Raw genomic sequence first — 3,202 nt, 5'->3', positions numbered from 1 at the left:
ACCGGTCCGGCGGTGATCGTCGCCGAGGGCGTGATCGAGCCCGAGTGGCTGGAGAACGCTCTGCGCTGACCGGGGCGCCGGCTCGGTATCGCAGCTTCCGGCCCGCCTGATGGAGGTATCCGCAGGGCCGGAAGGGTGATCGCCTTCAAGATCATGGAACACCCCCGGCCCGATGGCGTGAAAAGGACCTCAGGTCGACCTTCCCTCGATGGGGTGATCCGTTTCACGCTCGGCCGGAGGCGGTCAGTCCGAGGGGGTCCGGCTCGGTAGCATCAAGCACCGGCCCGGACGGGGGCGAACGCCGTCTCCCGAGCCCGAGTCCGCCCTGGGGCATGCCGTCCGCCGGTCCACGCAGCCGGAGGTGCCCATGAACGCGGAGGCCGTGAACCCTGCGACCCCAGGCCCTGTGACATCTGGTCACGTCACGCCCACGGGGGCGCGCAGGAAGTCCCGCCCCCGGCTCGACCTGCGCCGGCTGGGCCGTGCCGCGCTGCTCGGTCCCGCCGCCCGCGACCGGCTGCCCGACGCCATCGGACACGTGGTCGACGCCCACCGCGCCCACCATCCCGACGCCGATCTCGAACCCCTCCGTCGCGCCTACCTGTTGGCCGAGTCCTCTCACCGCGGCCAGATGCGCAAGAGCGGCGAGCCGTACATCACGCACCCGCTCGCGGTGACCCTGATCCTCGCCGAACTCGGCGCCGAGACAACGACGTTGACCGCCTCCCTGCTCCACGACACCGTCGAGGACACGGAGGTGACCCTGGATCAGGTGGGCGAACAGTTCGGCGAGGAGGTCCGCTACCTCGTCGACGGCGTCACCAAACTGGAGAAGGTCGACTACGGCGCCGCCGCCGAGCCCGAGACCTTCCGCAAGATGCTCGTCGCCACCGGCAACGACGTCCGCGTGATGTCGATCAAACTCGCCGACCGGCTGCACAACATGCGCACCCTCGGCGTGATGCGTCCCGAGAAACAGGAACGCATCGCCAAGGTGACACGTGACGTCCTGATCCCGCTCGCCGAACGGCTCGGCGTCCAGGCGCTCAAGACGGAACTGGAGGACCTGGTCTTCGCGATCCTCCACCCCGAGGAGTACGAGCACACGCGTGAGCTGATCGTCCGCAACGCCGCCCGCGCGGACGACCCGCTCGCCGAAGTCGCCGACGACGTGCGCAAGGTGCTCCGCGAGGCCGACATCACCGCCGAAGTCCTCATCCGCCCGCGCCACTTCGTCTCCGTGCACCGCGTGTCCCGCAGACGCGGTGCACTGCGCGGCGCCGACTTCGGCCGTCTGCTGGTGCTGGTGAACGAGGACGCCGACTGCTACGGCGTCCTGGGTGAGCTCCACACCTGCATGACGCCCGTGGTCTCGGAGTTCAAGGACTTCATCGCCGTACCGAAGTTCAACCTGTACCAGTCGCTGCACACCGCCGTGGCCGGTACGGACGGACAGGTCGTCGAGGTCCTCATCCGCACCCACCAGATGCACAAGGTCGCCGAGGCCGGCGTCGTCGCCCTCGGCAACCCCTACGCCGCACCGCCGGAGGAGCAGTCCGCGAGCGACGGCGAACGCGTCGACCCCACCCGGCCCGGCTGGCTCTCCCGGCTGCTCGACTGGCAGCGGGCCGCGCCCGACCCCGACACCTTCTGGTCCACCCTGCGCGAGGACCTCGCCCAGGACCGTGAGATCACCGTGTTCCGCCCCGACGGAGGCACACTGGGCCTGCCCGAGGGGGCGACCTGCGTGGACGCCGCCTACGCGCAGTACGGCGAGGACGCCCACGCGTGCATCGGGGCCAGGGTCAACGGCCGTCTGGCGACATTGAGCACCGTCCTCAAGGACGGCGACACCGTTCAGTTGCTGATGGGCCAGGACGCGGCCTCCGAGCCCTCCAGGGAGTGGCTGGAGCACGCCCACACCCCCGCCGCGAGGATCGCCATCCAGCGGTGGCTGACCGCCCACCCCGCACAGGACGAGGCGTCCGGGGCCGTACCGGAGGAGGCCGCCCGGCCCCTCACCGACGACCTCGGCCCGTCACCGGCTCCGGACGCCCCGGCCCCCGGTCGTCCCACCGCCGCCCAGGTCCTGGTCGACCGGGCCGGCGCGACCGTACGGCTCGCCGGCTGCTGTACGCCCGTACCGCCCGACGAGGTGACCGGCTTCGCCGTGCGCGGGGGAGCGGTCACCGTGCACCGGGTGGAGTGCGCCGGGGTGGCGCGCATGAAGAGCGCGGGGCGCGCGGAGGTCGGCGTGCGCTGGGGGGAGGGCGCCGAGTGCCGGGTCACGCTGGTCGCGGAGTCCTTCGTCCGTCCGCATCTGCTCGCGGACCTCACCGAGGCCATGGCCCTCGAAGGCGCCGAGATCGTCTCCGCGACCGTCGAACCCCCGGACCGCCAGCAGGTGCGGCACACCTACACCGTGCAACTGCCGGACGCCGCCCACCTGCCCACCCTCATGCGCGCGATGCGCAACGTGGCCGGTGTGTACGACGTGAGCCGGGCCCAGCGGCAGGCATCGGACGCCTGACCGAGGCGTGAAGCGTCCGAGCGGCGGTGTGATTACCCGATCGGGTGGGCCGAAAGCGCGCCGTCACCACACCACGCGCGCACGCTGATAGCCGTGGTGAATGCTCACCCCCCACGTTCCCGGCCCGCACGGCCGGCCGCCCGCCGACCACGATCCCCAGCCCGGGCCACCCCACAGCCACCTGCCCCGGACGACGCCCAGCCACGTCCCGCACGACCAGCCACCACCGGGCCACGGCCCCCGGACCGGGACACCCGACAGCGACGTGTCCCCCGGCCGTGCCACATCCAGCCAGGACCCACACGCTCAGTCGCCGCTCGACCACGGCTCCCTGACCGAGGCCCCTGCCGGCCACGCGCCCCGGGGCCGGACGGCGCACGGCCGCGTCCCCGAGGGGCAGCCGCCGACGAGCCACGGCTCCCGGACCGAGATGCCCGACAGCGGCGCGCCCCAGGGGCGAATCACGCACGGTCCCGTCCCACACGGTCAGTCGCCGCTCGACCACGGCTCCCTGACCGAGGCCCCTGCCGGCCACGCGCCCCGGGGCCGGACGGCGCACGGCCATCGTCACCAGGCCCAAGCGCACCGGCGGGCTGTCCGGGCCCAAGCACCGCGCAGGCACGCCGTCCAGGTCCAGGAGCCCCGAAGCCAGGCCGCCCGGGAACGGAGCGC

1 protein-coding gene is annotated in these 3,202 nt (G+C 72.7%); it reads left to right on the top strand.

Annotated elements, in window-relative coordinates:
- The first annotated feature begins 367 nt into the window (after positions 1-367).
- Positions 368-2,530, top strand: coding sequence for a bifunctional (p)ppGpp synthetase/guanosine-3',5'-bis(diphosphate) 3'-pyrophosphohydrolase (locus B7767_RS06110; RefSeq protein ID WP_085571228.1), 2,163 nt, complete (start codon positions 368-370; stop codon positions 2,528-2,530).
- The last annotated feature ends 672 nt before the right edge of the window (positions 2,531-3,202 follow it).

It is taken from the genome of Streptomyces sp. 13-12-16 (genome assembly GCF_002114215.1).
Classification (GTDB): domain Bacteria; phylum Actinomycetota; class Actinomycetes; order Streptomycetales; family Streptomycetaceae; genus Streptomyces.
This window is presented reverse-complemented; position numbering and strand designations above follow the sequence as displayed.

What these genes read in the sequence shown, in the direction of transcription:
- B7767_RS06110 (WP_085571228.1), top strand. Translation starts at nt 368, where the DNA reads ATGAACGCGGAGGCCGTGAACCCTGCGACCCCAGGCCCTGTGACATCT.